This is a genomic window from Nocardioides sp. (assembly GCF_041913365.1).
Taxonomy (GTDB): Bacteria; Actinomycetota; Actinomycetes; order Propionibacteriales; family Nocardioidaceae; genus Nocardioides.
In genome coordinates, this window is the sequence record NZ_JAYSFM010000001.1 from 630,992 (window position 1) to 656,936 (window position 25,945).

The 25,945-nt window shown below is 72.7% G+C and carries 21 protein-coding genes and 1 riboswitch; of the genes, 14 read left to right on the forward strand and 7 right to left on the reverse strand.

What is annotated here, in order from left to right:
- Positions 1 to 7: 7 nt before the first annotated feature.
- Together ACE3QY_RS03180 and ACE3QY_RS03185 are read left to right on the forward strand one after the other, a co-directional pair.
- Positions 8 to 808 (forward strand): SurA N-terminal domain-containing protein, encoded by an 801-nt coding sequence (locus ACE3QY_RS03180; protein ID WP_374454553.1) that lies wholly within the window; start codon positions 8 to 10, stop codon positions 806 to 808.
- A 149-nt stretch (positions 809 to 957) separates the two neighbouring features.
- The gene (locus tag ACE3QY_RS03185; protein WP_374454554.1) at positions 958 to 2,979 is read left to right on the forward strand and encodes an ATP-binding protein; all 2,022 of its coding nucleotides are present in this window, start codon (positions 958 to 960) and stop codon (positions 2,977 to 2,979) included.
- A 13-nt stretch (positions 2,980 to 2,992) separates the two neighbouring features.
- Here ACE3QY_RS03185 and icmF read toward each other — a convergent pair whose 3' ends face one another.
- The 3 genes from icmF to ACE3QY_RS03200 form a co-directional block, all read right to left on the reverse strand.
- A complete protein-coding gene (icmF, locus tag ACE3QY_RS03190; RefSeq protein WP_374454555.1) occupies positions 2,993 to 6,211 on the reverse strand; it encodes a fused isobutyryl-CoA mutase/GTPase IcmF in 3,219 nt (1,072 codons plus the stop codon).
- Between the two features lie 139 nt (positions 6,212 to 6,350).
- Complete coding sequence (locus tag ACE3QY_RS03195) at positions 6,351 to 6,842, reverse strand: MarR family winged helix-turn-helix transcriptional regulator (RefSeq protein WP_374454556.1); 492 nt, start codon at positions 6,840 to 6,842, stop codon at positions 6,351 to 6,353.
- Entirely contained in the window at positions 6,839 to 7,585 is a 747-nt protein-coding gene (locus tag ACE3QY_RS03200) for a helical backbone metal receptor (protein ID WP_374454557.1), read from the reverse strand. The genes ACE3QY_RS03195 and ACE3QY_RS03200 overlap by 4 nt, the downstream gene beginning before the upstream one ends.
- 86 nt (positions 7,586 to 7,671) lie before the next feature.
- Here ACE3QY_RS03200 and ACE3QY_RS03205 point away from each other — a divergent pair, with 86 nt between their 5' ends.
- On the forward strand, positions 7,672 to 8,793 hold the full coding sequence (locus ACE3QY_RS03205) for an aldehyde dehydrogenase family protein (RefSeq protein ID WP_374454558.1): 1,122 nt from the start codon (positions 7,672 to 7,674) through the stop codon (positions 8,791 to 8,793).
- Between the two features lies 1 nt (position 8,794).
- Here the strand turns inward: ACE3QY_RS03205 and ACE3QY_RS03210 are convergent, their stop codons facing one another.
- From ACE3QY_RS03210 to ACE3QY_RS03220, 3 genes are read right to left on the reverse strand one after another with little or no spacing between them, the layout of a single operon-like run.
- Positions 8,795 to 9,463 (reverse strand): hypothetical protein, encoded by a 669-nt coding sequence (locus ACE3QY_RS03210; protein ID WP_374454559.1) that lies wholly within the window; start codon positions 9,461 to 9,463, stop codon positions 8,795 to 8,797.
- Positions 9,464 to 9,519: 56 nt separating this feature from the next.
- Entirely contained in the window at positions 9,520 to 9,972 is a 453-nt protein-coding gene (locus ACE3QY_RS03215; protein ID WP_374454560.1) for a GNAT family N-acetyltransferase, read from the reverse strand.
- On the reverse strand, positions 9,969 to 10,871 hold the full coding sequence (locus ACE3QY_RS03220; RefSeq protein WP_374454561.1) for an alpha/beta hydrolase: 903 nt from the start codon (positions 10,869 to 10,871) through the stop codon (positions 9,969 to 9,971). Before ACE3QY_RS03220 ends, ACE3QY_RS03215 begins: the two co-directional genes overlap by 4 nt.
- Positions 10,872 to 10,911: 40 nt before the next feature.
- Positions 10,912 to 11,021: riboswitch (TPP riboswitch) on the forward strand.
- Between ACE3QY_RS03220 and ACE3QY_RS03225 the strand changes: the two genes are divergently transcribed.
- From ACE3QY_RS03225 to ACE3QY_RS03245, 5 genes are all read left to right on the forward strand, one after another.
- Positions 11,012 to 12,091 (forward strand): thiamine ABC transporter substrate binding subunit, encoded by a 1,080-nt coding sequence (locus ACE3QY_RS03225; RefSeq protein ID WP_374454562.1) that lies wholly within the window; start codon positions 11,012 to 11,014, stop codon positions 12,089 to 12,091. It overlaps the preceding riboswitch by 10 nt.
- 100 nt (positions 12,092 to 12,191) lie before the next feature.
- Positions 12,192 to 13,826, forward strand: a complete 1,635-nt coding sequence (locus ACE3QY_RS03230) for an ABC transporter permease (RefSeq protein WP_374454563.1) — start codon at positions 12,192 to 12,194, stop codon at positions 13,824 to 13,826.
- The gene (locus tag ACE3QY_RS03235; RefSeq protein ID WP_374454564.1) at positions 13,826 to 14,830 is read left to right on the forward strand and encodes an ABC transporter ATP-binding protein; all 1,005 of its coding nucleotides are present in this window, start codon (positions 13,826 to 13,828) and stop codon (positions 14,828 to 14,830) included. The genes ACE3QY_RS03230 and ACE3QY_RS03235 overlap by 1 nt, the downstream gene beginning before the upstream one ends.
- A gap of 21 nt (positions 14,831 to 14,851) precedes the next feature.
- The gene (locus ACE3QY_RS03240) at positions 14,852 to 15,898 is read left to right on the forward strand and encodes a phosphatase PAP2 family protein (protein ID WP_374454565.1); all 1,047 of its coding nucleotides are present in this window, start codon (positions 14,852 to 14,854) and stop codon (positions 15,896 to 15,898) included.
- A gap of 395 nt (positions 15,899 to 16,293) precedes the next feature.
- On the forward strand, positions 16,294 to 17,757 hold the full coding sequence (locus ACE3QY_RS03245; RefSeq protein ID WP_374454566.1) for an NlpC/P60 family protein: 1,464 nt from the start codon (positions 16,294 to 16,296) through the stop codon (positions 17,755 to 17,757).
- Positions 17,758 to 17,770: 13 nt separating this feature from the next.
- Here the strand turns inward: ACE3QY_RS03245 and ACE3QY_RS03250 are convergent, their stop codons facing one another.
- Positions 17,771 to 18,640, reverse strand: a complete 870-nt coding sequence (locus ACE3QY_RS03250) for a sulfotransferase domain-containing protein (RefSeq protein ID WP_374454567.1) — start codon at positions 18,638 to 18,640, stop codon at positions 17,771 to 17,773.
- A 36-nt stretch (positions 18,641 to 18,676) separates the two neighbouring features.
- On the opposite strand from ACE3QY_RS03250, the gene ACE3QY_RS03255 reads away from it, so the two are divergent.
- From ACE3QY_RS03255 to lon, 6 genes are all read left to right on the forward strand, one after another.
- A complete protein-coding gene (locus ACE3QY_RS03255) occupies positions 18,677 to 20,734 on the forward strand; it encodes an acyl-CoA dehydrogenase (RefSeq protein ID WP_374454568.1) in 2,058 nt (685 codons plus the stop codon).
- Position 20,735: 1 nt separating this feature from the next.
- Complete coding sequence (locus ACE3QY_RS03260; protein ID WP_374454569.1) at positions 20,736 to 21,311, forward strand: alpha/beta fold hydrolase; 576 nt, start codon at positions 20,736 to 20,738, stop codon at positions 21,309 to 21,311.
- A 1-nt stretch (position 21,312) separates the two neighbouring features.
- Positions 21,313 to 21,999: a class I SAM-dependent methyltransferase gene (locus tag ACE3QY_RS03265; protein ID WP_374454570.1), complete on the forward strand. Its 687-nt coding sequence runs from the start codon at positions 21,313 to 21,315 to the stop codon at positions 21,997 to 21,999.
- Positions 22,000 to 22,069: 70 nt separating this feature from the next.
- Positions 22,070 to 22,651, forward strand: a complete 582-nt coding sequence (locus ACE3QY_RS03270) for a carboxymuconolactone decarboxylase family protein (RefSeq protein WP_374454571.1) — start codon at positions 22,070 to 22,072, stop codon at positions 22,649 to 22,651.
- Between the two features lie 56 nt (positions 22,652 to 22,707).
- On the forward strand, positions 22,708 to 23,517 hold the full coding sequence (locus ACE3QY_RS03275) for an RNA polymerase sigma-70 factor (protein ID WP_374454918.1): 810 nt from the start codon (positions 22,708 to 22,710) through the stop codon (positions 23,515 to 23,517).
- A gap of 70 nt (positions 23,518 to 23,587) precedes the next feature.
- Positions 23,588 to 25,945, forward strand: a complete 2,358-nt coding sequence (lon, locus tag ACE3QY_RS03280) for an endopeptidase La (protein ID WP_374454572.1) — start codon at positions 23,588 to 23,590, stop codon at positions 25,943 to 25,945.

Consider the following 25,945-nt stretch of genomic DNA (forward strand, 5'->3'; position numbering starts at 1 on the left):
GAACGCGATGACTCACACGATCCGCACCCACCGGCCTGCCCGGACCACCCTCGGCGCCCTCGCGGTGGCCGCCCTCCTCACCCTCAGCGCCTGCGGCGGCAGCGGGGACCACGACGCCAAGGCGTCCAGCGACTCCTCGGCGTCGGCGGACCCCTCGTCCGACCCCTCCGGCGATGCCGGCTCCGACGCCGCCGCCGAGCCCGACCTCGACGGCATCCCCGACGTCGTCGCGGAGGTCAACGGCGAGGACGTCACCAAGGACGAGTTCGTCCCGATCTACGAGGTGACCTTCCAGCAGGCTGCCGCGCAGGCCCAGATGGGCGGCGAGGCCCCCGACGAGGACGCGCTGAAGAAGCAGACGCTCGACGACCTCGTCGACACCGAGCTCCTCGCGCAGGAGGCCGAGTCCCGCGGCATCTCCGTCAGCGACAACGACGTCGACGCCGAGCTGGAGGCGCTGGCGAAGCAGAACCAGATGGGCTCGGCGGACGAGCTGCTGGCGGCCGTGGAGAAGCAGGGCATGACCGAGGAGCAGGCGCGCTCGCAGGTCGAGACGCAGGTCATGGTCGAGCAGCTCGCGGACGACGAGGACGGCCCGATCCGGCCCACCGAGAAGGAGCTCCGCGCGCTCTACGCCCAGGCCAAGCAGCAGCAGGCCCAGTCCGGCCAGGAGGGGCAGCAGGTCCCACCCTTCGCCCAGGTCCGCGACCAGCTCGAGGAGCAGGCCAGGACCGAGCAGGTCGGCAAGGTCGCGCAGTCCCTCATCGACGACCTGCGCAAGGACGCCGACATCACGATCAACCTCTGAGTGCACCACCTCGCGTCGAGGGGCGACAGCCGTTTGTGCGCTTGTTCCCTTCGTGTGCCGGAGCGAGGCACTAAAGTTCACCTCGTGTGTCAGATCCGTGTCGTCGTGGACCCGGTCCTCGGGCGGCAGGCACGGTCCGGAGCCTGCGCGTGAGGCCGGGGACGCTCGCGCTCCCGTGGACGCTCGGGTTCGCGGTCGCCTACGCCCTGCTCGCGGTCGCGGCACGCCTGACCGTCGTCGACGGGCAGACCGTCAGCCTGATCTGGCCGGGCGCCGGTGTGGCGATGCTCTGGCTGCTCGCCGAGTCGCCGCGCCACCAGCTGCGCGTGCTGGTGCCGCTCACGGTGATCCACGCGACCATCTCCTGGCTGACCGACGCGCCCGGCGCGATCGTCGTCCTCGGAGCGCTCTCGCTCGCGTTCCAGACCTGGCTGACGGTCGCGCTGCTGCGGCGCTGGTGCCCGAGCCTGCTCGGTGCGGGGGGTGCGGAGAGCTTCCGCTCGCCCAGGACGCTGGCCAGGGTCTGCGGCGCCGCGGCGATCGGGAGCGTGGCCGGGGCGATTGTCGGCTCCGGAGGCGTGCTGATGTCGGGTGCGGGCTGGGACGCCTGGGTGCCCCAGGCGTGGTTCGCCCGGCACTTCACCGGCATCCTGGTCGTCGGCTGCGTGGGGCACCTGGCCTGGGAGTGGCACACGCAGCACCTGCCGCCTCGGGCTCGTGGCGGTTCCCGGCTCGAGCTGGCCCTGCTGTGGGTCGTCTCGCTGGCCGTCCTGGTCGCGATCTTCTTCCAGCCCCTCCCTCTCGTGTTCCTCGTCGTCTCCCTGTGCGTGTGGTCGGCGGCCCGCTTCCCGACATACCTCGCCGCGCTGCACGCGCTCTCGCTCGGCATGGGCGGCCTGGTGCTCACGCTCGTCGGGGTCGGCCCCTACGCCGACCTCGGCAGCCCACTGGAGCAGGCCCTGCTCCCACAGGTGTTCCTGGTCGCGGTGCTGCTGACCGGGCTCGGTGTCGGGACGTTGAGCGACCGCATCGACGAGCTCGTCGCTCGCACGGCGCGTGCCCAGGAGCGGGCGGCTGAGCAGGCCGCACTGCTCGCGGAGATGACCGAGAGCATGGACGAGGGACTGGTCGTCGTCGACGGCGACGGCGGCATCGAGCGCAGCAACGGCGCCAGCCGCCGCCTCGCGCACCGCGTGCTCCCCGGGGCGCCCGACGACGTGGCGCTGGCGGCCCTGGTCGACCGGGTGGTCAACCCGGCCACGGAGAACACGGGGGTGCTCCGGGCCGAGCTCGGTGTCGGCGACGTCCAGGTGCCGCTGGACTCCGGTGAGGAGATCGTCCTCGCCGTGTCGCGGGCCGTGCTGCCCGCGCGGCGGGGCGAGGAGGACCGCTCGGCGGTGCTGCTCGTGCTCCGCGAGGTGACCGAGCACCGCAAGGGCCTGCGCCCGCTGGTCAGCTTCGCCTCGACCGCCGCGCACGACCTGCGGGGTCCCCTCACCGCGATCCGCTCGTGGCTGGGCCTGGCCGCCGAGGACCTCGACGCCGACAGCGACACCCTGGTCGCGCTCCAGCGTGCCGAGCGGGCCTCGGGCCAGATGGCCCAGCTGATCGACGACCTGCTGGCCCACGCCCTGGCCGAGGCCGGCGACCTGGTGGCCGAGGATGTCCCGCTGACCGGCGCCGACGGCGTGCTGACGCTGGCCGGTGAGCTGCTCGGCCCGGACGACGTGCTCGAGGTGCCCGGCCGGCTGCCTGCCGTGCGCGCCGACCGGCTCGCCGTGCGCCAGCTCTTCGCCAACCTCGTGGACAACGCCGTGAAGTACGCCCGACCCGGCGTGCCGGCGCGCATCGCGGTGACCGCCCACCGTCAGGGGTCGCGTGTCGTCATCGACATCCGCGACAACGGCGTCGGTGTCGACGAGCACGAGCGCACGCTGATCTTCCAGCGGTTCCACCGCAGCGACACCGTCCGTGCCGGCTTCCGCGGGACCGGGATGGGGTTGTCGATCTGCCAGACCATCGTGCACCGGCACGGGGGCTCGATCGAGTGCCTGGCCGCCGAGCCCGGCCCGGGCTCGGTCTTCCGCTTCGACCTGCCCGCGTCCGAGGACGACCTCGGCGACGTGGTGCCACTCCGCGACGCGCCGCGCGCGGCGCGGGCGTCGGCGTAGCCGAGGCCTCGGCTCAGACGTTCCTGCGGTACTGGCCGCCGACCTCGAAGAAGGCCTCGGTGACCTGCTGGAGCGAGCAGACGCGGGCGGCGTCCATCAGCACCGCGAAGACGTTCTCGCCCGACACCGCGGCGTCCTTGAGCCGGGCGAGGGCCTCCTGGGCCTCGGCGCCGTGCTCGGCCTGGAAGGCGCGGACCCGGGTGAGCTGGGACTCCTTCTCGGCCTCGGTGGCGCGGGCCAGCTCGATCTCCTGGGGCTGCGCGTCGGCCGCCGACTCCTTGACGAAGGTGTTCACGCCGATGATCGGCAGCGAGCCGTCGTGCTTGCGGTGCTCGTAGAGCATCGACTCGTCCTGGATCCGGCCGCGCTGGTAGCCGGTCTCCATCGCGCCCAGCACGCCGCCGCGCTCGTTGATCGCGTCGAACTCGGCGAGGACGGCGGCCTCCACCAGGTCGGTCAGGTCGTCGATGACGAAGGAGCCCTGGAGCGGGTTCTCGTTCATCGCCAGGCCCCACTCGCGGTTGATGATCAGCTGGATCGCCAGCGCGCGGCGTACGGACTCCTCCGTCGGGGTCGTGACCGCCTCGTCGTAGGCGTTGGTGTGGAGGCTGTTGGCGTTGTCGTAGATCGCGATGAGCGCCTGCAGCGTGGTGCGGATGTCGTTGAAGTCCATCTCCTGCGCGTGCAGCGACCGCCCGCTCGTCTGGACGTGGTACTTCAGCTTCTGCGACCGCTCGGAGGCGCCGTACTTCTCCTTCATCGTCACCGCCCAGATGCGGCGGGCGACGCGGCCGAGCACGGAGTACTCGGGGTCCATGCCGTTGGAGAAGAAGAACGACAGGTTGGGCGCGAAGTCGTCGATCTTCATGCCCCGCGCGAGGTAGGCCTCGACGTAGGTGAAGCCGTTGGCGAGGGTGAACGCGAGCTGGCTGATGGGGTTCGCCCCGGCCTCAGCGATGTGGTAGCCGGAGATCGACACGGAGTAGAAGTTGCGGACCTGCTGCTGGATGAACCACTCCTGGATGTCGGCCATCATGCGGAGGCTGAACTCGGTGGAGAACAGGCAGGTGTTCTGGCCCTGGTCCTCCTTGAGGATGTCGGCCTGCACCGTGCCGCGCACGTTGGCGAGGGCGTACGCCGCGAGGGTCGCGCGCTCCTCCTCGCTGGGCTCGCGGCCCTCCTTGTCGCGGAACGCGTCGACCTGCTGGTCGATGGCGGTGTTGAGGAAGAACGCCAGCACCGTCGGGGCCGGACCGTTGATCGTCATGCTGACGCTCGTCGTCGGCGCGACGAGGTCGAAGCCGTCGTAGAGCGCCTTCATGTCGTCGAGCGTCGCGACGGAGACGCCCGACGTGCCGACCTTGCCGTAGACGTCGGGGCGCGGGTCGGGGTCGCGGCCGTAGAGTGTCACCGAGTCGAACGCCGTCGACAGGCGGGTGGCGTCGTTGCCGTGGGAGAGGATCTTGAAGCGGCGGTTGGTGCGCGCCGGGTCGCCCTCGCCGGCGAACATGCGCGCCGGGTCCTCGTTGTCGCGCTTGAACGGGAAGACGCCCGCGGTGAAGGGGAAGTAGCCCGGCAGGTTCTCGTTGCGCCAGAAGCGCACCAGCTCGCCGTGGTCGGTGAAGCGGGGGAGCGAGACGCGCGGGATCTTGTTGCCGCTCAGCGACTGCCTGGTCAGCTTGGTGTGGATCTCCTTGTCGCGCACCACGACGACCTGCTCGTCGCCGGAGTAGGACTCCACGACGGCCGGCCACGCCGCGAGCTGGTCGGCGACCTCGTGCGGGACGTCCTTGCGCGCCTGCTCGAGCAGCCCGGCGACGTCGGCGCTCCCGTCCAGCTCGGCCGCCACGGCCTCGATCCGCTGCAGCCGCTGCGCAGCCGCGACGAGCGTCTCGGTCTGCGCGTGGTAGCCGCGGACGGTCTCGGTGATCTCGCTGAGGTAGCGGACCCGGTCGGCGGGCACGACCTGGCGGATGCCCGACGAGTGGCGTACGTCGACGTGGGGCAGCGTGCCGTCGTGCACCTCGAGCCCGGCGGCAGCGAGCTCGTCACGGAGGTGCTGGTAGAGCGCGGTCACGCCGTCGTCGTTGAAGGTCGCGGCGCTGGTGCCGAAGACCGGCATGTCGTGCGGCTGCTTGCCGAAGGCCTCGCGGTTGCGGACCAGCTGGCGGCCGACGTCGCGCAGCGCGTCCTTGGCGCCGCGGCGCTCGAACTTGTTGATCGCGACGGTGTCGGCGAAGTCGAGCATGTCGATCTTCTCCAGCTGCGACGCGGCGCCGAACTCCGGCGTCATCACGTAGAGCGAGTGGTCGACCAGCGGCACGATGCCGGCGTCGCCCTGGCCGATGCCCGGCGTCTCGACGATCACCAGGTCGTGACCGGCGGCCTTCATCACCTCGATCACGTCGGCGAGGTGCTCGGGCACCTCGTGCGCGCCGCGGGTCGCGAGCGAGCGGAAGAACACCCGGTCGCCGTCGAGAGCGTTGGCACGGATCCGGTCGCCGAGCAGCGCGCCCCCGCCCTTGCGCCGGGTCGGGTCGACCGCGATCACGGCGATCCGGAGCTTGTCCTGCTGGTCGGTGCGGAAGCGGCGCACGACCTCGTCTGTCAGCGACGACTTGCCCGAGCCGCCGGTGCCGGTGATGCCGAGCACGGGAACGACGCGGCGCTTGGCCGCCGTACGGATCTCGGCGAGCATCGCCTCGTCGAGGCGGCCCTCCTCGGCGCCGGTGATCGCGCGGGCGACGGCGAACCGGTCGCCGCTCAGGACCTGCTCGACGGTGACTGCCCGGTCGGCCCAGAGGTCGATGTCGCAGTCGGCGACGACCGAGCTGATCATCCCGACGAGGCCCATCTTCTGGCCGTCCTCGGGGGAGAAGATGGTGACGCCGGACTCCCGCAGCCGGGCGATCTCGGACGGCACGATGACCCCGCCGCCACCGCCGACGACCCTTACGTGACCGGCGCCGGCCGCGCGCAGCGACTCCACGAGGTACTCGAAGTACTCCACGTGCCCGCCCTGGTAGGACGACACCGCGACACCCTGGACGTCCTCCTCCAGCGCCGCGTCGACGACCTCCTGCACGGACCGGTTGTGGCCGAGGTGGATGACCTCGCACCCCTGGCTCATGAAGATCCGCCGCATGATGTTGATGGACGCGTCGTGGCCGTCGAACAGCGCGGACGCCGTCACCAGGCGGATGGGGTTCGTGGGGGTGTGCAGGTCGGCCATGTCGCGATAGTAGGACATCCAACTAATTACTCGCGAGTCACGATCGTCGGCCCGGGCCGGGGTAGTTAGGGACGCTCTGGGAGGGAAAATGGCGTGACCGCCTACCAGAACGTCCCTAACTACCCCGCCGCAGGAGTTGTCAGTCGAGGTCGCCGAGGCCGGTCCGGAGCGCGGTGAGCCGGTCGGTCAGGGCTCGTACGTCGCCCGCGGGCAGGCCCGGGGCCTCGAAGACCTCGCGGTTGAGGGCCGACGTCGCCTCGTCGACGGCGTCCCGGCCGGCCTCGGTGAGCACCGCCAGCACGACCCGCTTGTCCTCGTCGCCGCGCTCGCGCTCGACGTAGCCCTGCGCGACGAGCCGGTCGACCGCGCTGGTGACGCTGGTGGGGTGCACCTGCAGCAGCGACCCGAGCCGCGACATCGGCATCGCGGCCTCCCGCGCGAAGGACAGCAGCCGCAGCACCTCGTAGCGGGCGAAGGTCAGCCCGCGCGGGCGGAGGACCGCGTCGATCCGCTCCATCAGCAGCTGCTGCGCGCGCACCACCGAGGTCACCATCGCCATGCCGTCGGCGGCGTCGGGCCAGCCGTGGGCGACCCACTGCCGGTGGGCCTCGCCGATCGGGTCGCGGGTCATGGCTGGAGGTTAGCCAGCAGCGCGTGCGCCTCGACCATCGCCGGGCCGTACCAGGTCAGCAGCCGGCCCGGGACCAGCCGCGTCGGGGTGGTGAACGCCTCCGGTCCGTCGTCGGCGGTGAAGACGTACGGCTCGTCCGGCAGCAGTACGACGTCCGCGCCGGCGCCGTCGACCTCGTCCGGGGTGACGGTCGGATAGCGCCCGTCGCGGCCGGACAGCACGTTGGCCAGCCCGGCCCGGCGGAGCAGGTCGTCGGTGTAGGTCGCGGACCCGACCACCATCCACGGGTCGCGCCAGATCGGCACGGCCACCGAGAGCCGCCGTGCGACGGGCTCGGACCACAGTGCGCGCGCCGACACCAGCCAGTGCGGGTCGGCGACGCCGAGTGCCTCCGACAGGAGCCGCGACATCGAGGCGAGGGCCTGGTCGACGGTCTCGATCCGGGTCACCCAGACGGGGACGCCGGCGTCGCGCAGGCGGCGTACGTCGAGCTCGCGGTTCTCCTCCATGTTGGCCACCACGAGGTCGGGTGCCAGCCCGCGGATCGCGGCCAGGTCGGGGTTCTTCGTGCCCCGCACGCGCGCCACGTCGAGGTCGGCCGGGTGCGTGCACCAGTCGGTGGCGCCGACCAGGAGCGCGGGCGCGGTCGCGACGATCGCCTCGGTGAGCGAGGGCACCAGCGAGACCACGCGGCTCGCAGGCTCGCGCAGTGGGACGTCGGCACCCAGGTCGTCGATCGCCATGCAGCGACCCTAGGCGCGCGTCCGGCGGACCAGTCCACCTGAGGGGGTTTGGTGGCACGGTGGGACCTCGTGGTGAGGTATCCCGCATGAGCACGCACGCCGGTCCCGTGGGCCTGCCGATCGACGGCAGGGAGCGGGCGACACGCGAGGGGTGGACCTTCCCGGTCCGCAGCCCGGCGACCGGCGACCCGCTCTGGGACCTCCCCGACGCCGGGCAAGAGGACGCGCAGGACGCGGTCGAGGCCGCGTGGCGGGCCGTGCACGCGACCGGGTGGAGCACCGACAGCCCGATGCGCCTCAAGGCGTTGCTCGGCTTCCGCGAGGCGCTGGTCGCGGAGTCCGACCGGCTGGTCGGGCTGATGGCCACCGAGACGGGCGTCCCCGTCGCGCTGCGGGCCGAGCACGTCGACGACCCCGTCGCAGCGCTGCGCCGCGGCCCCGGTCGTGCCGCGCCGCGGGTCACCACGGTCATCACCCCGGCGACGTCGCCGCTCGCGGTCGCGCTGGACGAGATCGGCCGCGCGGTGGTCACCGGGGGCGCGGTCGTGCTCAAGCCCGCGCCCGAGGCGGCACGGGTCGCGATCGAGGTCGGCCGCATCGCCCTGGACTTCCTGCCCCGCGGGGTGCTCAACGTCGTCGCCACCCGCGACGTCGACGTGGCGATCGCGCTCACCGTCGACCGTCGCGTCGACGAGGTCGCCTTCACCGGCTCCGAGGTGGTGGCCGAGCGGGTGCGCGACGCAGCGACCCGCGCCCGCAAGCGGGTCCGCGTCGACACCGGCCGACCGGTGAGCATCCGCGCCCGTAACGACTCCGACCTCGAGTCGGTCGTCGCCGCGGCCGCCACTGCCGTCGCCACCAACGCCGGGCAGGCCTGCCGGCTCACCACCAGCGTGGTCGTCCCGGCCTACCGCTACATGGACGCACGGACCGCAGCCATCCGCGCGATGGACTCCGTGGTCGTCGGCGACCCGCACGACCCGGAGACCCGCTGCGGCCCGCTCCGCTCGGCGGTCGCGCGGGACCGGGTGCTGCGCTACGTCGCCCTGGCGGAGTCGGAGGGCGCCGACGTCGCCCGTGGCGGCCGGGCGCTCGACCGCCCCGGCTGGTGGGTCCCGCCGACCGTCGTCGGCGGGGTGGACCGGGACTCCCGCCTGGTGACAGAGGAGCTCCTCGGCCCGGTGCTGATGATCGTGACGCGGGCCTGACTCACTCCTCCTCGAGGTGCGGGTCGGCGAGGAGGTACTGGGTGAGCTTGCCCTGGTGCTCGCGGTCGTGGTGGCGCACCGGCTCGGGGACCATCCGTCCCTCCGCGGCGTCCCAGAAGTGGTCGACCCGCCGGGCGACGGACCGGGCGAGGTGGCCCACGACACCCTGGTGGGGGATCCACGGGTGCGGCCGCGTCGGGGACGCCAGCTCGGCGTGGTGCAGGCGCGTGCCGAGGTCCTCGTGGTCGCCGTCGGCGCGTGCTGCCTCCTCGTCGAGCAGGGCCTCGGCGAGCCGGCGCTCGAGGGCGCACACCGCGGTGAACTCGCGGTGCACCTCCTCCCAGATCGAGGGCCAGGGACGCGCGACGGCGTAGGTCGAGCCGTAGAGCTTGGCCTTCACCTGCGCCAGCGCCTCCTCGTAGACCCGGCTGGTGGCGAGGAACTCGTGGGCGAGGTCGTGCCCGCCGGGCAGGTGGGTGACGAGGGGCGCGATCGCGTCGACCATCGCGGCGTTGTGCCGGCTGGCCGCGGCGAGGAACGTGTCGATCGCCGTGTAGTGGTCGCGGGGGTGGCGCACGTCCGGCCGCGCGCTGCTGGCCAGGGACAGGCGGTGCCCGAGGTCGTGGTGGATGCTGTCGAGGTCGTGCGCGAGCGTGATCACGGCGATCATCTCCTTCGGGCTGCCGTGTCCCTCCAGTCTCGCTCGCCCCGCCGCCAGCGCAAGACCTACTGGACGGTCGTTCCGGGGCGTGCCATCGGCACGTGCAGGATCCCGTCCTCGTCGAACTCCGGGCCGGTCACCTCGAAGCCGTGCCCGCGGTAGAAGTCGGTCATCCCGGTCTGGACGTCGAGGTGGACCTCGCGGTCCCCGCACTCCTGCAGCCCCCGGTCCATCAGCCGGTGGGCGAGGCCACGGCCCCGGGCCTGCGAGGCGACCACGACGCGCCCGATGCGGGCGCGCTCGCCGTCGTCGAGGACGCGCAGGCACCCGACGAGGAGCCCGTACTCGAGCAGCAGCACGTGGCGCGTCGCCTTCTCGAGGTCGCGCCCGTCGAGGTCGGGGTAGGGGCACTCCTGCTCGACCACGAAGACCTGCTGGCGCAGCCGCCACAGGTCGTACGCCAGTCGCAGCGGCAGGTCGTCGAAGGCCACGCACCGCACCTCGATCCCGGCGCTCATTGCACGAACTCCACGACCTGGGCGAACGCCCGGCGCGCCTCGGGCACGAACGGCAGCAGCCCGTAGACGTGGATCAGGTCGGGCTCCTCGACCGCGGTGAGGTCCCAGCCCGCCTCGGCCGCCCGCTGGACCAGCAGCCGGCAGCCCGGGTGGAGGAGGTCGCGCGTGCCGTAGAGCACCAGCGCCCGCGGCAGGCCGGCCAGCTCGCCGAGGGCGGGGGAGACCTCGGGGCGGCCGAGGTCCTGCGCCGCGCCCGCCCACCAGGTGGCGTACGCCTGGAGCTTGCCGAAGAACAGCCACGGGTCGATCGCGTCGGCGGCCTGCGTCTCCGCCAGGGTCGAGGTGGTGAGGTCGACCCAGGGCGCGTGCAGCACCAGGTGGGTGGCCGGGGTGAGCCCGCGGTCGCGCACCGACTCGGCCACCGCCAGAGCGAGGCCGCCGCCGGCGGAGTCGCCGGCCAGCACGATCCCGCCCTCCTCGTCGGCCCAGCGGGCGGCGTCCTCGACGAGCGCGTCGTGCGAGTCCTTCCAGGTGTGCTCGGGCGCGAGCGGGTAGTCCGGCATCACGACCCGTGCGCCGATCGCGTCGGCCAGGCGGGTGGCGTAGCGGACGTGGAAGGCGTCGATCGGCGCCATGTAGCCGCCCCCGTGGACGTAGTAGAGGGTGCGCCGCGGCCGCCGGCCGCGCGGGGTGAGGACGTGGCAGGGGAAGCCGATGTCGACGACCGAGGCGTCCCACCTCCGGGCGAAACGGGGCGTCGCCCGGGTGGGGAGGGTGCGGTCGAGGGTGCGGTGCCACGCCTCGACGCGGGCGCGCTCGGCGGGCTCGGTGTCGAGGTCGCGGGACTTGCGGAGCTTCGGGACGAGGGTGGCCAGCAGGTCGTGGCGGCGGCTCGGCATGGGCCGCAGCCTAGGGCTCCGCCCACTTGGGTAGGCTGAGGGACGAAGACAGGGGAGCACGTGCAGGCGTGCTGAGAGTGCGGACCAGCCGCAGACCCTCCGAACCTGATCCGGTTAGCACCGGCGATAGGGAGTCACAGATGCACCGACGTGTCCGCGCTGCACTCACCACCGCGGCGGCCGCCGTCACCCTGGCGGGCTGCAGCCTCGCCGGCGGCGGCTCCGGCGAGACCGCGTCCGAGCCGACCAGCCCGAGCGGCGCCACTGGCGAGCCCGGCGGCACCGTGTTGCTGGCGACGCACGAGTCGTTCCACCTGCCGAAGAAGCTCGTCAAGGCGTTCGAGGCCGAGACCGGCTACACGCTCGAGGTCCGCGCCGCGGGTGACGCCGGCACGCTGGCCACCAAGCTCAGCCTGACCGCGGACAACCCGATCGCCGACGCCGCCTTCGGCATCGACAACACCTTCGCGTCCCGTCCGCTGGGCGAGGGTGCCTTCGCCGACGTCACGCCCGCGACGCAGCCGCCCGCGGAGTACGCCCTGCCCGACGGTGGCGACCAGCTCGTCCCGGTCGACTCCGCGAGCGTCTGCGTCAACGTCGACACGGCGTGGTTCGACGCGGAGGGCCTCGAGCCGCCGCAGACGCTCGAGGACCTCGCCGACGCGCAGTACCGCGACCTCTTCGTCACCCCCGGCGCCTCGACCAGCAGCCCCGGCATGGCCTTCTTCCTCGCCACCGTCGCCGCGTTCGGCGACGACTGGGAGTCCTACTGGACCGACCTGCTGGGCAACGGCGCGAAGGTCGTCGACGGCTGGGAGGACGCCTACTACGGCGACTTCACCGCCGGCTCCGACACCGGCACCCGCCCCATCGTGGTGTCGTACGACTCCTCGCCGGCGTTCACGGTCTCCGGCGGCAAGAGCACCACGGCCGCCCTGCTCGACACGTGCTTCCGCCAGGTGGAGTACGCCGGCGTGCTCGCCGGTGCCGACAACCCGGACGGCGCCGCGGCGCTGGTCGACTGGCTGCTCAGCGACGAGGTGCAGAGCGCGCTGCCGGAGGCGATGTACGTCTTCCCCGTGATGCCGGGCGCGACGATCCCCGACGACTGGGCGACCTACGCCGAGCAGCCGGGCGACCCCTTCACCGTCGACCCCGCCGAGATCGCCGCGAACCGCGAGCAGTGGCTCACCGAGTGGACGGACGTCATCTCGCGTTGAGCCCGTTGGTTTCGACACGCTCGTTCCTCGCTGCTCAACCGACGGGAGGCCGCCGGTTGAGCAGGGACGAAGTCCCGTGTCGAAACCAAGGTCTCTGATCATGAGGCGCATCCTCGCCCTCCTGCTCCTGGCCGCCGGGCCGGTGCTGGTGCTCGGCGTGCTGTTCGTCCTGCCGGTGACCGGCATGGTGTCCGAGGGCTTCGTGGTCGACGGCCGGTTCGCGCCCGGCGAGGTGCTCGAGGTGCTGGCCCGACCGCGGGTGCACCGGGTCGCCTGGTTCACGGTGTGGTCCTCCGGCGTCGCGACCCTGCTCGCGGTCGTCCTCGGCCTCCCGGCGGCGTACGCCCTGCACCGCTTGGCGCTGCCGGGCCGGGCAGCGGTCCGGGCGGCGATGCTGGTGCCGTTCGTGCTGCCGACCGTCGTGGTCGGCGTGGCGTTCCGCCAGCTGCTCGGGGAGGGCGGCCCGCTCGGCTTCTGGGGGCTCGACGGCACGCCCGTGGCGATCGTGTGCGGGCTGGTCTTCTTCAACGTCGCGGTGGTGATCCGCACGGTCGGCGTCGCGTGGGAGTCCCTCGACCCTCGACCAGGCCAGGCCGCCGCCGCGCTCGGCGCCTCGCCGTGGCAGGTGCTGCGGACCGTCACCCTGCCCGCGCTCCGGCCGGCGATCGTCGGCGCCGCGAGCGTGGTCTTCCTCTTCTGCGCGACGGCGTTCGGCATCGTCCTGACCCTCGGCGGGGTGCGGCACGCGACGGTCGAGACGGAGATCTACCTGCTGACCACGACGATCTTCGACCTCCAGGCCGCCGCCGCCCTCTCGGTGCTTCAGATCGTCGTCGTGGTGGGCCTGCTCGCCCTGGCGGCACGGCTGCGCGCGGTGCCCGACCCGACGGCCCAGCGGACCGTCACCCCGCCCCGCGCCGTACGACGGGGCGACGTGCCGGTGGTCGTCGCGACGGTGCTGGTGCTGGCCGCGATGCTGCTGCCGATCCTGACCTTCGTGCTCGGCTCGCTGTCGGTCGGCGACGGCTGGGGACTGGCCAACTACCGCGCACTGACGACGGCCGGCGACGGCCAGGCGCTGCTGGTGCCGGTGACCAGCGCCCTGGCCACGAGCCTGCGGACCGCGGTCGACGCGACGTGGATGGCGCTGCTCCTGGGCGTCGCGGTCGCGACGATCGTGACCCGCCGGTCGCACTCGGTCGCGGAGCGGCGGCTGCGCTCGACGCTCGACGGCTTCTTCATGCTGCCGCTCGGGGTGAGCGCGGTGACGCTGGGCTTCGGCTTCCTGATCACCCTCGACCAGCCGCCGCTCGACCTGCGCGACTCACCGCTCCTGGTCCCGATGGCACAGGCCCTCGTCGCGCTGCCCCTGGTGGTGCGCACGCTGACGCCGGTGCTCGGCGGCATCGACGACCGGCAGCGCCAGGCGGCCGCGTCGCTCGGCGCCTCGCCCCTGCGCACGCTCCTCACCGTCGACCTGCCGGTCGCGTGGAAGCCGATGCTCGCCGCCAGCGGGTTCGCCTTCGCGGCGTCGCTGGGGGAGTTCGGGGCGACGTCCTTCCTCGCCCGTGACGACAGCCCGACGCTGCCGGTCGTGATCTTCCGGCTGATCGGCCACCCCGGTGAGATGAACTACGGCATGGCGCTCGCCGCCTCCGTCGTGCTCGCGCTCGCGACGGCCGTGGTGATGCTCGCGGTCGAGCGGCTGCGCGTGCCCGGTGTGGGAGCGTTCTGATGGTGCTGCAGCTCGACGACGTCACGGTTCGTTACGGCGACACGGTCGCGGTCGACGACGTGTCGCTCGAGCTCGCCTCCGGCCAGGTGCTCGCGGTGCTCGGCCCCTCGGGCTGCGGCAAGTCGACCCTGCTGCGCGCGGTCGCCGGGCTGGAGCCGCTCTCCGGCGGCGCGATCGCGTGGGACGGCGCCGACCTGACCGGCGTACCCACCCACAAGCGCGGGTTCGCGCTGATGTTCCAGGACGGCCAGCTCTTCGCCCACTTGAGCGTCGCGCGCAACGTGGCGTACGCCCTGCGGCTGCGGCGGGTGCCGTCCGCGCAGGTCGCGTCGCGGGTGCGCGAGCTGCTCGAGCTCGTCGGCCTGTCCGGCTACGACGACCGGCTTCCCGCGACGCTGTCGGGAGGCGAGCGGCAGCGGGTCGCGCTGGCCCGCGCGCTGGCCGTGGAGCCGCGGCTGATCCTGCTCGACGAGCCGCTGTCCGCCCTCGACGCGACGCTCCGCGAGCGGCTCGCGACCGACCTGCGGTCGATCCTGCACGCGGCCGGGACGACGGCGCTGCTGGTGACGCACGACCACGAGGAGGCCTTCGCGCTGGCCGACCGGCTCGCGGTGATGCGCGACGGCCGGGTCGTGCAGGCCGGCGCGATCGACGAGGTGTGGCGCGAGCCGGTGGACGAGGAGACCGCGTTGTTCCTCGGCTACGCGCGCGTGGTGCGCGACGAGGCGGCCGCCCGGGTCCTGTCCGACGCCGGCCTTCCCACCGCCCCGGCCGTCGCCCTGCGCCGCTCCGCGCTGGTGGTGGACCCGTCCGGTGATCTCGTCGCCCGCGTGGAGTCGTCCCGGGTGACGCCCGAGCAGGTACGCCTCGTGGTCGAGGCCGCGGGCATCGGCACCCTCGATGCCGTGGCGCCCCTCGGCAGCCGCGTGGCACCCGGCGACGACGTCGCCCTGCGGGTCGATGTGACACGTCTCGCGGTCCTGCCGATCACGGCCGGCCCTTGACCCGTCCCTACACTGACCAGCGTGTATCGACCGGCCTACGCCCTCCTCGTCGGAGTCGCCGCCCTGATGGGCGCCCTCGCGGTGACGGCCGCGCTCGTGCTCGACAGGCCGCTGGTGGACCCCGAGGGCTTCCTCGGCCCGTCGTGGCTGCGCCTGCCGCTGCTGGTGCTCGGCGCCTTCCTGCTCGACCTGCTGCCCCGGACGCTGTGGTACTCCAGGCTCAAGCCGGCACTGATGCCCGAGATCGTCCGCGAGCGGATCCGCACGCACTGGGACCGCGAGCGCATCGTCCTCGTCGTCCTCGGCCTGGTGTCCTTCTACATCACCTACGTCTGCTACCGAAACCTCAAGTCGTTCCTCCCCTTCATCATGGGCGAGGACAAGTACGACCGTGAGCTGCACCTCATCGACCGGGCGCTGATGTTCGGCCACGAGCCGGCGACGATCCTGCACACGATCTTCGGCACCGGGATCCTGGCCCACTTCCTCTCCACCATCTACCTGTGGTTCCTGCCCCTCGTGCCGCTCGCGCTGGCCGCGTGGCTGGTGTGGTCGCGCAACATCACCTTCGGCTACTGGTTCGCCACCTCGCAGTGCCTCGCCTGGGCGCTGGGCACCGCGTCGTACTACGCGCTCCCGACCCTCGGCCCCGGCTTCGCCTACAGCTACCTCTACGCCGACCTGCCCAACACCGGCTCCAGCGAGCTGATGGAAGCCTTGTTCTACGGGCGAAAAGGCGTGATCCGCGACGGCGCGGAGGGAGCGGTGCAATCGGTGGCGGGGTTCGCGTCCCTGCACGTCGCGATCACCCTGCTCGTCGCGCTGATGGTGCAGTACACGCTGCGCAACAAGATCGTCCAGATCGTCTTCTGGGCCAACTTCGCCATCACGGTCGTGGCCACCCTCTACTTCGGCTGGCACTACATCGCCGACGACTTCGCCGGCGTGGTGATCGCCCTCTTCTCGTTCTGGCTCGGCGGGCTCGCCAGCGGGCAGAAGTTCGACAGACACGGGCTGGCGTCCCACCCGACCTCGACCACCGCCCAGGTCCCCGTCGACGCCGACTGACCGACGTACGACGCTGACCGGGCGCTTCGTTCCCGTCAGGGACGCTGACCGGGCACTTCGTTCCCGTCCGGGACGCTGACCGGGCACTTCGTTCCCGTCCGGGACGCTGACCTCTCCCCCTTCGTTTCCCTGCGTCCGCGCAGGACGGGGATGAACCGCCCGGTCGGCGCTGCGGACGGGGATGAACCGCCCGGTCGGTGCTGCGGACGGGGATGAACCGCCCGGTCGGCGAGGACCTGCGAACTACACCGATGTAGTTTGCAAGCCGACACGCCGGTCGAAGGTGAAAAAGTTGAGAAAAGTGTTCCTCGTGTGACGAAAGTTGTCTAGCGTGGCTCGCGTTGCCCGTGCGGTGGGGAAGCCGCACGGGCCCCGAGACCACAAGGGGAACCCCCGTGCCCTTCGCTCCATCGCAGGACCCGACCGCTGCGCCGCGTCGTACGACGTCGCGCTGGGCGAGCGCCCTCGTGCTCGCTGCCGGACTGGCGATGGGCGCACTGGGCAGCGGGCACCCGGCGGCGTTCGCCGACGGTGCGGGCTCCGACGGCACCACCATCCCGTCGGAGGCCGACATCGCGGCGGCGCAGGACCGGGCGGCCGCCAAGGGCCGTGACGTGGCGGCCGTGAAGGCCGACCTGATCCGCGCGAACCTGGCGCTGGAGAGCGCCGGCGACACCGCCGCCCAGGCGGCCGAGGCCTACAACGGTGCCCGGTGGCGGGCGGAGCAGGCGCGCATCGAGGCCACCGACGCCGAGGAGACCGCGACGGCCGCCCGCGAGGACGTCGAGGCGCAGCGCGAGCTCTACGCCGACACGGTGGTCCGCTCGTACGAGGAGGCCTCACAGGTCCAGGGCCTTGCCGCGGTCGTCGAGGCCGACGGGATCGAGTCGATGATCGACCGCACGGTCACCATGGGCAACACCTCCGACGCCCTCGACCACCAGTACGACGCCTTCATCGCCGCGTCCGCGGTCGCCGACGTCACCGCCGCCACCGCCGCGCAGGCCTCCGACCGCGCCGCCGCCGCCGAGACCGAGGCGGAGGAGGCCCGGGACGTCGCCGCAGCCGCCGAGGCCAGCGCCGGCGCACAGGCCGAGGCCATCGCGGCCACCAAGTCCGAGCTGATCGCCGAGCTGGCGGACCTGCAGGGCATCAGCGTGCGACTGGCCGAGAAGCGCCAGCAGGCGCTCGAACAGGCTGCCGCCGAGGCGGCCGCGGCCGCTGCCCAGGCCGAGGCCGAGGCGCAGGCCCAGGCAGAGGCAGAGGCCGAGGCGCAGGCCCAGGCGGAAGCCGAGGCGCAGGCCACGCCCACCCCGACGCCGACCAGCAAGCCGACGCCCACTCCGACGATGCCGACAGCCACGCCGACCTCGACGCCGACAACCACCCCGACGCCCACCCCGACGCCCACCCCGACGGCCACTCCGACGGCCACTCCGACCGTCACTCCGACGACACCCCCCACCCCGACGCCGGATCCGGTCCCGACGCCGACCGGTGACCCCGCGGCGGCCATCGCGTTCGCGCAGAGCCAGATCGGCAAGCCCTACCGCTACGGCGCCGCCGGGCCGGACGCCTGGGACTGCTCCGGCCTCACCTCGGCCGCGTGGGCCCGCGGCGGGAAGTCGCTGCCCCACTACTCGGTCGCGCAGTACACCCAGTCGACCCGCATCTCGGCCAGCGAGCTGGCGCCCGGCGACCTGGTCTTCTGGGGGTCCTCGAGCAACCCGGCCTCGATCTACCACGTCGCGATCTACGTCGGCGGTGGCCAGATCATCCACGCCCCGCGCACCGGGCGGGACGTCAGCCAGGAGTCGATGTACTACTGGCGGGCCCCCAACTTCTTCGCCCGCCCGTGAGCGGACCGGTCCCTCAGCGCACCTTGCGCGCGAAGCGAGCGGCCAGCTCGCCGGGGTCCATTCCGCCGTCGAGGACCAGGCGGGTCGGCCAGGCGGAGGTGTCGATGTCGGAGAGCTCCTCGAAGACGGCGAGGTCCTTGGCGTAGAGCTCGGCGAGCCGGGTCACGTCGTCGGCCGTCGGCGCGGTGCCCGGGACGGTGTCGGCGCCGGCGTGCCAGTTGCGCAGCGGCGGCACCCTCTCGAAGCGCGGCAGCTCGAGGAAGTCGGTGGTCCGGTCGATCGTCGCCTCGAAGTCGGCGAGCATCGAGCGCAGCTCGAGCAGCAGCCACTGGTGGCGGGGGAAGAGCTCGAAGCCGCGCTGCAGCTGCTCGCCGTAGAACCCGCGGGCCAGGCCGGTCATGTGCCGCCACCGCATCATGCGCACCTCGGCGGGGTCGGGCACCTCGTCAGGCAGCGACGTGTGCGGCCACTCGGTGAGGAAGTCCGGCCAGTCCGGCCACGCCAGGTTGCGCGAGCGGAGCATCACCCAGTGGGAGAACAGCCGCTCCAGCGGGTCGCGGAAGACCGCGATCAGCGGCATCGAGGCGTCGTACGCCCGCAGCCGCTCGAGCGCGTGCGGCCAGTAGAGGTACGTCGGCGACGCGTCGCCGACGAGCCGGTGGATCGGCGCGCGCCGGGGCGCGGAGTAGTCGCGGGGATAGTCGGGCGCGGACCAGTCGACGGTCTCGTCGTCGAAGTAGTGCCGCTCCTTGTCGGGCGGCTGGCAGACGAGCCGGTGCTGGTTCAGCGTCACCGCGAGGGTGGACGTGCCGCCCTTCTGCACGCCGACCACGGCGTAGTTGTAGGCCATCACCCCCAGGGGCGTGGCATCTGACACGTTCATCGCGGTGAACCTACCCGTCGGACTAGTTTGAGAGCCATGGCCACCGACCAGGTCCCGCCCGTCGCGGACGAGATGCCCACCGTGGAGCCCGAGGCCGCGACCGTCGCGGTGCACGACGACGCGGTCCATGCCGACGACACCGGCTACCGCCAGCCGGAGGTCGACGTCGACGCCCTCCGCGTCCTGCTCGACGGCCGCTACCGGGAGGTCCGCGACCTCGTCCGCACCAACCTCGCCGAGCACGCGCAGATCCTGCTCGACGAGGAGGAGATGAGCCGCGCCGACTTCCGCGAGCGGGTCAAGGAGGTCGTCGTGATGATGGCCGAGACCGGCCAGACGGGCATGGGCTTCCCCACCGAGTACGGCGGTGGCGGCGACATCGGCGCCTCGATCGCGGCGTTCGAGACCCTCGCGCTCGGCGACCTGTCGGTGCTGGTCAAGGTCGGCGTCCAGTTCGGCCTCTTCGGTGGCGCGATCCTGCAGCTGGGCACGAAGTCGCACCACGACGCCCACCTCGCCGACCTCGTCAGCGGCCGCACGATGGGCTGCTTCGCGATGACCGAGACCGGGCACGGCTCCAACGTGCAGGCCCTCGGCACCGTCGCGACGTACGACGTCGAGGCGCAGGAGTTCGTGATCACCACGCCGGACGACGCGAGCCGCAAGGACTACATCGGCAACGCCGCGGCGCACGCCGAGCTCGCGGTCGTGTTCGCCCAGCTCGACGTCGCCGGGGAGCGGCACGGCGTGCACGCCTTCGTCGTCCCGATCCGCGAGGACGGTGCGGTGCTCGACGGCGTCCGCATCGAGGACTGCGGACCCAAGATGGGCCTCAACGGCGTGGACAACGGCCGCATCTGGTTCGACGGCGTCCGGGTGCCGCGCACCGCGCTGCTCAACCAGTTCGCCGAGGTCACCCCCGAGGGCCGCTACCTCTCGCCGATCGACAACCCCAACAAGCGCTTCTTCACGATGCTCGGCACCCTCGTCCAGGGTCGCGTCTGCGTCGGGGGCGCGGGCATCAACGCGGCCAAGGTCGCGCTCGCCATCGCGGTCCGCTACGCCGTGCGGCGCCGGCAGTTCGAGGCCACCTCGCCCGACGAGGAGCAGGTGCTCCTCGACTACGGCATGCACCAGCGCCGCCTGCTGCCGCTGCTGGCCCGCACGTACGCCCTGCACTTCGCGCAGGAGGTCGTCGCCGGACAGCTGCACGAGGTCTTCTCCGGCCCCGGCCCGACCGAGGAGGGCAGCGACGAGCACGCCCGCCGGATGCTGGAGTCCCGGGCGGCGGGCACGAAGGCGCTCGGCACCTGGCACGCCACCCGCACCATCCAGGAGTGCCGCGAGGCGTGCGGGGGTGCGGGCTACCTCAGCGAGAACCGCTTCACCGCGCTGAAGGCCGACACCGACGTCTTCACCACCTTCGAGGGCGACAACCACGTCCTGCTGCAGCTCGTCGCCAAGGGCCTGCTCACCGACTACGCCGGCGAGTTCGAGGACATGGACCAGCTCGGCATGGCCCGCTTCGTCGCCGGGCTCGCGGTCGAGACCGTGGTCGAGCGCACCTCCGTGCACAAGCTCGTGCAGTCGGTCCGCGACCTGCTGCCCGGGGGCGACCGGTGGGACCAGGAGGCGGGGCTGCTCGACCCCAACTACCAGCTGGCCATGCTCCGCTTCCGCGAGGAGCACATGATCGGCGGCGTCGCCCGGCGGCTCAAGCGCGGCATCGACCAGGGCGACAACCCCGGCGCGGTGTTCTCCCGCGTCCAGGACCACGTCATCGCCGCGGCGCGCGCCCACACCGAGCGGCTCGTGCTCGAGGCGTTCGTCGCGAAGACGGCGGCGCTGCCCGACGGCGACCTCAAGGTCGCGCTCAACCTGCTGTGCGACCTGCACGCGCTCGCCACGATCGAGGCCGACCGGGCCTGGTTCATGGAGCACGGCCGCCTCTCCAGCGCCCGCTCCAAGGCGATCAGCCGCGAGATCAACGCACTGTGCCGCAAGCTGCGGCCGCTCGCCGTCGACCTCGTCGACGCCTTCGGCGTGCCCGAAGAGATGCTCCGCAGCCCCGAGCTCCTCGCGTGGGGCGCGTGACATGACCTTCGGGGGGCTGCCGACGCGGTGGGAGCCGGACGGCGACAGCCGCGGGCTCGCGCTGGTCCTCCCCGGTCGCGCCTACTCGCCGAGCGCGCCCCTGCTGGAGCTGGCCCGGCTCGCGCTGCTGCAGCACGGGTTCACCGTCCAGCAGGTCTGGTGGGACTCCACCACGCGCGGCGACGAGGACCCGGACCAGTGGGTACGCCGACACGTCGCCGAGGCGCTCGCCGACGAGGACGCCGACCACGTCGTGCTCGTCGCCAAGTCCCTCGGCACCCGCGCCGCGTCGTACGCCGCCGAGCGCGGGCTCGACGCGGTCTGGCTCACTCCGCTGCTGGTCGAGCCGGCGCTGGCCGAGGCGATCGCGTCCAACGCCGGTCGCCAGCTCCTCGTCGGCGGCCTGGCCGACGAGCTCTGGGACGCCGCCGTCGCGGCCGAGCTCGCCGACAACGGGTGCGACGTGCTCGAGGTGCCCGACGCCGACCACATGATGGGCACCGGCGACGTGGTCCGCACCGCCGAGGTCCACGTCGAGGTCGCCCGCGCGGTCGACACCTTCCTCTCCGGGATCTGACGTGCCTCGCCCGGGTCGGCTGGTCGGCGCGTGGAGCGAGGACCCGCTGTGGGCGCGGATCTACCCGCACCTGGTCGACCACCCCGTGCTCGGGGCGCCGATGTGGCGCCTCGGGCTCGGCACCGACATCACCCGGCTCTACGACGCGGCACGCGAGATCGGCGTCCTGCCCGACGGTTCGCGAGTCCTCGACGTGCCGACCGGCAGCGGCGTCGCGCTGCGCGGCCTGCGCCCGGGCGGGCACGTGGACCTCGTGGCGGCGGACATCTCGCCGCGGATGCTGGAGCGGTCCGTCGCGGCCGCCCGCCGCTGGGGCGTCGCCGACCAGGTCACCACGGCGCTCGCGGACGTCGGCCAGCTCCCGTTCGGTGACGGCACGTTCGACCTGGTGGTCTCGTTCACCGGCCTGCACGTCTTCCCCGACCCGCACCGGGCGATCAGCGAGATGGTGCGCGTGCTGAAGCCGGGGGCGACCCTCAGCGGCAGCGCCCTGTTCGCCGACGACTTCCGCGGCGTCGAGCGGCGCTACGGGCTCGTGCACGCCGCCGGCCGGCTCGCGCACGTCCTCGGCCCGATGTGCTCCTCCGCCGACGCGGTCCGGTGGCTGGAGGCGGCGGGTGCGGTCGACGTACGACTCGAGATGAGCGGTGGGATCGGCTGGTTCCGGGCGTCGAAGCGAGCCGGCTGAGCGGGGCTGTCACAGATCCTGGGTGGCCGGTGTCTCCATGTCACCGAACCGATCACGCACAGGAGATGACATGCCCAGCCAGTTCCGGATCCCGAAGGCCGCCATCGACGGGGCCTACGGCGCCCTCATGACCCGCGTCGCGAAGCGCATGTGGGGCAAGGTCCCCGACAACGCCTATGTCCTGTGGCACAACAAGCCGGTGATGAAGGCGGTCTTCGGCTTCGAGCAGAAGGTCGCGAAGTGGTCGTCGCTCGACCCGCACCTGAAGGTGTACGCCGAGATGGCGAGCGCCGGCGCGATCGGCTGCTCGTGGTGCCTGGACTTCGGCTACTTCATGGCCCACACCAGGGGTCTCGACGAGACCAAGGTGCGCGAGGTGCCGCGCTGGCGGGAGTCGACGGCGTTCACCGACCTCGAGCGCGAGGTGATGGCGTACGCCGAGGCGATGACCGCGACGCCGCCCGAGGTCACCGACGAGATGGTCGCGAGCCTCGACGGGCAGCTCGGCCACGCCGCCGTCGTCGAGCTCACGATGGTGGTCGCGGTGGAGAACGAGCGCTCGCGCTTCAACTCTGCGATGGGCCTGGCCTCGCAGGGCTTCAGCGATGTCTGCGAGCTGCCTCTCGCCCAGGCTGGGACGATCACGGCGTGACGCACGTCGACGCCTTCGCCGCCCACCGCAGCCTCCTCTTCACCGTCTCCTACGAGATGCTCGGCTCGGCCGCCGACGCCGAGGACGTGCTCCAGGAGGTCTGGCTGCGGTGGGCGGACGTCCTCGTCGACGAGGTCCGCGACCCGCGGGCCTACCTCGTCCGGATGACCACCCGGCTCACTCTGAACCGGCTCCGTACGCTGGCTCGGCGCCGCGAGGACTACGTCGGCACCTGGCTGCCGGAGCCGGTGCTGACGACGCCCGACGTCGCCGAGGACGTGGAGCTCGCCGACAGCGTCTCGACCGCGATGCTGCTGGTGCTGGAGACGCTGCCGCCGACCGAGCGCGCGGTCTTCGTGCTGCGCGAGGTCTTCGACGTGCCCTACGACGAGATCGCCGAGGCGGTCGAGAAGTCCGAGCCGGCGGTGCGACAGATCGCCAGCCGCGCCCGCGCCCACGTGGCCGAGCGCCGCCCGCGGACCTCGGTGAGCGCCGCCGAGCGGGACGCGGTCATCGAGAAGTTCCGTGCCGCGACCGAGGGTGGCGACCTCCAGTCGCTGATGGACGTGCTCGCGCCCGACGTGGTGCTGATGACCGACGGGGGCGGCAAGGTGCAGGCTGCGCTCAACCCCATCTACGGGCGCGACAAGGTGTTCCGCTTCCTCTCCGCGGTCACGCCGGACGCGCTGGAGCTGGTGCCGATCTGGCTCAACGGGTCGCCGGCGATCCAGTTCGTGGTCGCCGGCCAGCGCGACGGCGTCGGCACCATGCTCGTCGAGGACGGCGTGGTGACCCGGCTGTTCCTCGTCCGCAACCCCGACAAGCTCGGCTCCGCCAGCTCTCCCGTCGGCCTCTCGCGCCTGTGACGCCGGCCGCGTTCGCGCTGGGCGAACCGCGAACCGGAACATGTCTCCGGTTCCCGCGCGTTGAGAGGGCATGACGAACAACCTGTCGCTCCCCACCAAGCTGCCGGTGGTGTTCCTCCACGACACGGTCGTGCTCCCCGGCATGGTCGTGCCCATCGAGCTCGACGACCAGGCCCGCGCGGCGATCGACGCCGCCCGCCTGGCCCACGACGCAGACCCTGCCAATGAACCCACCCGCGTCCTCGTCGCCCCGCGGCTCGAGGACCGCTACGCCACCCACGGTGTCGTCGCCGTGGTCGACCGCGTCGGCCGCTTCGCCGGCGGCCGTCCCGCGGCCGTGCTGCGTTCCGAGCAGCGCGTCGCCATCGGCTCCGGCGTGGCCGGCCCCGGTGCCGCCCTCTGGGTCGAGGCCGAGGCCGTCCCCGAGGCGACCGTGACCGACGAGGTCCTCGCCCTCGCCGAGGAGTACCGCACGCTCGTCGTCTCGATCCTCGAGCGCCGCGAGGCGTGGCAGGTCATCGAGAACGTACGCCGCCTCACCGACCCCGACGCGCTCGCCGACGCCTCCGGCTACGCGGCGTACCTCTCCGAGGACCAGAAGCGCCAGGTGCTGGAGACACCCCAGCTCGACGAGCGGCTGCGGCTGCTCGTCGAGTGGACCCGTGCCTACGACGCCGAGGACGAGGTCAACGACAAGATCAGCCAGGACGTCCGCGAGGGCCTGGAGAAGAACCAGCGCGAGTTCCTGCTGCGCCAGCAGCTCGCCGCGATCCGCAAGGAGCTCGGCGAGGGCGAGCCGGACGGCTCCGACGACTACCGCGCCCGCGTGGAGGCCGCCGACCTGCCCGAGGCCGTCCGCGAGGCCGCGCTGCGCGAGGTCGACAAGCTCGAGCGCTCCAGCGACCAGAACCCCGAGGCCGGCTGGATCCGCACCTGGCTCGACACCGTCCTCGAGCTGCCGTGGAACGAGCGGACCGAGGACACCAACGACGTGGCCGCCGCCCGCGCGGTGCTCGACGCCGACCACCACGGCCTCGACGAGGTCAAGGACCGCATCACCGAGTACCTCGCCGTGCGTGCCCGCCGGGCCGAGCGGGGCCTGGAGGTCATCGGTGGCCGCGGTTCCGGTGCGGTGATCCTGCTCGCCGGGCCTCCCGGCGTCGGCAAGACGTCCCTCGGCGAGTCCGTCGCCCGGACGCTGGGCCGGAAGTTCGTCCGCGTCGCCCTCGGCGGTGTGCGCGACGAGGCCGAGGTCCGCGGCCACCGGCGGACGTACGTCGGTGCCCTCCCCGGGCGGATCGTGCGGGCCATCAAGGAGGCCGGCTCGATGAACCCGGTCGTCCTGCTCGACGAGGTCGACAAGGTCGGTGCCGACTACCGGGGGGACCCGGCCGCGGCGCTGCTCGAGGTCCTCGACCCCGCGCAGAACCACACCTTCCGCGACCACTACCTCGAGCTCGACCTCGACCTGTCCGACGTGCTGTTCATCGCGACCGCCAACGTCGTCGAGCAGATCCCCTCGGCTCTGCTGGACCGCATGGAGCTGGTCTCGATCGACGGCTACACCGAGGACGACAAGGTCGCCATCGCCCGCGACTTCCTGGTGCCTCGCCAGCTCGAGCGGGCCGCACTGACGCCCGAGGAGGTCACCGTCTCCGACGGCGCCCTCGGCGAGCTCGCCGCCAACTACACCCGCGAGGCCGGCGTACGCCAGCTCGAGCGGCTGCTGGCCAAGGCGTTCCGCAAGGCCGCCACCCGGCTGGCGACGGGCGACGTCGAGCGGGTCGACATCGACGAGGCGGGCCTCGTCGACCTCGTCGGCCGGCCGCGCTTCACGCCGGACAGCCACGAGCGCACCGACGTCCCCGGTGTCGCCACCGGCCTGGCCGTGACCGGCCTCGGCGGCGACGTGCTCTACGTCGAGACGTCGGTGGCCGAGGGCACGGCGGGGCTGACCGTCACCGGCCAGCTCGGCGACGTGATGAAGGAGTCCGCCTCCATCGCGCTGTCGTGGGTGCGCGCGCACGCGGTCGAGCTCGGCATCGAGCCCTCGGCGTTCGAGCGGTCGATCCACGTGCACTTCCCGGCCGGCGCCGTCCCGAAGGACGGCCCGTCCGCGGGCGTGACGATGGTGACCGCCCTCGTGTCGCTGCTCACCGGGCGGCCCGTGCGGTCCGGCGTCGGGATGACCGGCGAGGTGTCGCTCGCGGGCCGGGTGCTGCCGATCGGCGGGCTCAAGCAGAAGCTGCTCGCCGCCCAGCGCGCCGGGCTCTCGACGGTCTTCGTCCCGGAGCGCAACCGCCCCGACCTCGACGACGTACCGGCCGAGCTGCTCAGCGAGCTCGACGTGCGTCCGGTCGGGCGGGTGACCGAGATCCTCGCCGAGGCCCTGGAGGGTGCGGCGCCGCCCGCGTCCGCGGCGGCCTGA

Bases quoted from the DNA above. Each gene is read 5' to 3' on its own strand.
- ACE3QY_RS03180 (WP_374454553.1), top strand. From the start codon at position 8: ATGACTCACACGATCCGCACCCACCGGCCTGCCCGGACCACCCTCGGC.
- icmF (WP_374454555.1), bottom strand. From the start codon at position 6,211: ATGGCCGACCTGCACACCCCCACGAACCCCATCCGCCTGGTGACGGCG.
- ACE3QY_RS03195 (WP_374454556.1), bottom strand. From the start codon at position 6,842: ATGACCCGCGACCCGATCGGCGAGGCCCACCGGCAGTGGGTCGCCCAC.
- ACE3QY_RS03200 (WP_374454557.1), bottom strand. From the start codon at position 7,585: ATGGCGATCGACGACCTGGGTGCCGACGTCCCACTGCGCGAGCCTGCG.
- ACE3QY_RS03205 (WP_374454558.1), top strand. From the start codon at position 7,672: ATGAGCACGCACGCCGGTCCCGTGGGCCTGCCGATCGACGGCAGGGAG.
- ACE3QY_RS03210 (WP_374454559.1), bottom strand. From the start codon at position 9,463: ATGATCGCCGTGATCACGCTCGCGCACGACCTCGACAGCATCCACCAC.
- ACE3QY_RS03215 (WP_374454560.1), bottom strand. From the start codon at position 9,972: ATGAGCGCCGGGATCGAGGTGCGGTGCGTGGCCTTCGACGACCTGCCG.
- ACE3QY_RS03220 (WP_374454561.1), bottom strand. From the start codon at position 10,871: ATGCCGAGCCGCCGCCACGACCTGCTGGCCACCCTCGTCCCGAAGCTC.
- ACE3QY_RS03225 (WP_374454562.1), top strand. From the start codon at position 11,012: ATGCACCGACGTGTCCGCGCTGCACTCACCACCGCGGCGGCCGCCGTC.
- ACE3QY_RS03230 (WP_374454563.1), top strand. From the start codon at position 12,192: ATGAGGCGCATCCTCGCCCTCCTGCTCCTGGCCGCCGGGCCGGTGCTG.
- ACE3QY_RS03235 (WP_374454564.1), top strand. From the start codon at position 13,826: ATGGTGCTGCAGCTCGACGACGTCACGGTTCGTTACGGCGACACGGTC.
- ACE3QY_RS03250 (WP_374454567.1), bottom strand. From the start codon at position 18,640: ATGAACGTGTCAGATGCCACGCCCCTGGGGGTGATGGCCTACAACTAC.
- ACE3QY_RS03255 (WP_374454568.1), top strand. From the start codon at position 18,677: ATGGCCACCGACCAGGTCCCGCCCGTCGCGGACGAGATGCCCACCGTG.
- ACE3QY_RS03260 (WP_374454569.1), top strand. From the start codon at position 20,736: ATGACCTTCGGGGGGCTGCCGACGCGGTGGGAGCCGGACGGCGACAGC.
- ACE3QY_RS03270 (WP_374454571.1), top strand. From the start codon at position 22,070: ATGCCCAGCCAGTTCCGGATCCCGAAGGCCGCCATCGACGGGGCCTAC.
- ACE3QY_RS03275 (WP_374454918.1), top strand. From the start codon at position 22,708: ATGCTCGGCTCGGCCGCCGACGCCGAGGACGTGCTCCAGGAGGTCTGG.
- lon (WP_374454572.1), top strand. From the start codon at position 23,588: ATGACGAACAACCTGTCGCTCCCCACCAAGCTGCCGGTGGTGTTCCTC.